Below are 1100 nucleotides of genomic sequence, written 5' to 3' on the forward strand. Positions count from 1 at the left end.
ATGCAAAACCCGAAAGTAATTTTATAAATTTAAAGTCTGGTATAAACCGAAAAGTCGGTACGCCAATCTCGCTACTGCGTTTATACGAGACGTTATGCGGCAGCTAAAAGACGACTACCAAATAAATGAACGATAAAAGAAACATAAAGACAATTGCACCATTTTTAGCGGAAGATTTTATTGACTTGGACGAACCCATTTTTGACAGAGACAAATATTCAATTTTATTGAACGAAAATTCTGACCGACTTAAAAATTTCAGAAAATATCTCATTTGGAAACTTCACGACAGTTGGATAACAGAACTTGAAATAAAATCGAAAAAATTTGAAATGAAATTGAACGACTTTTCTACTCACGTTTTCGGAGACACTATCGTTGAAAAGTTCAAAATTGATATAGAACACGATAAACTCAACTTTCCAGTAATTATTGAATTAAAAGGGAATTTAAACGTTGGATTTTTCAAAGTAAAAGAAAACGGAGAAATAGAAAGCATTGAACCGATAAAAGTTGACGAATATCTCGGTGAACAGATTTTAAAACTAAATAATAACCAAATTGAAATTGCATTTGAACTATGGTATTCGAATCCAAATGAAGATCTACCAGGAGAAAGGATTTTAATTATTGTATCGGCAAAAGAGATAAACATAATAGAGAATCAAAAAAAGGCTTGGAATGAAATTTTCGGTAATAAATATGACGAATACTATAAATACTTCAAGGAGCAATTTGAAAGTGACCGTTATGTTTCTGACTATACCGAATGTTTGAAATTGGTTGATGAATATGAAGAAAAAACAAAAAAGCCGACCGCATAACACCGTATATAACAAATAGCTAAGGTTTTTCTAAATCGAGAATTTGGGTATATTTGGTTAGTCGCCAAATCTTTTGATTTGGCTTTTTGAAAATTAAAGATAAAAACAAAATACAAAAGATTTGGCTTGTTGCGAGATTGAAAATTAACTCATAATTTCAAGCTACTTGTCATATACAAACACGTTGTGTAACATTCAAAAAATAAATGACTACTAGCATTATAACTACAGTATTGATTTTTATCTTTTTGTATTTCATTAAAAAAACATCAAAAA

At 30.0% G+C, this 1100-nt stretch carries 1 protein-coding gene; it reads left to right on the top strand.

Translation table 11 applies throughout. From position 1 onward, the window contains the following. The first annotated feature begins 125 nt into the window (after window positions 1-125). On the top strand, window positions 126-824 hold the full coding sequence (locus K8344_RS13905; RefSeq protein ID WP_237609280.1) for a hypothetical protein: 699 nt from the start codon (window positions 126-128) through the stop codon (window positions 822-824). Window positions 825-1100: the final 276 nt, after the last annotated feature.

It is taken from the genome of Aequorivita xiaoshiensis, assembly GCF_022008395.1.
Lineage (GTDB): Bacteria > Bacteroidota > Bacteroidia > Flavobacteriales > Flavobacteriaceae > Aequorivita > Aequorivita xiaoshiensis.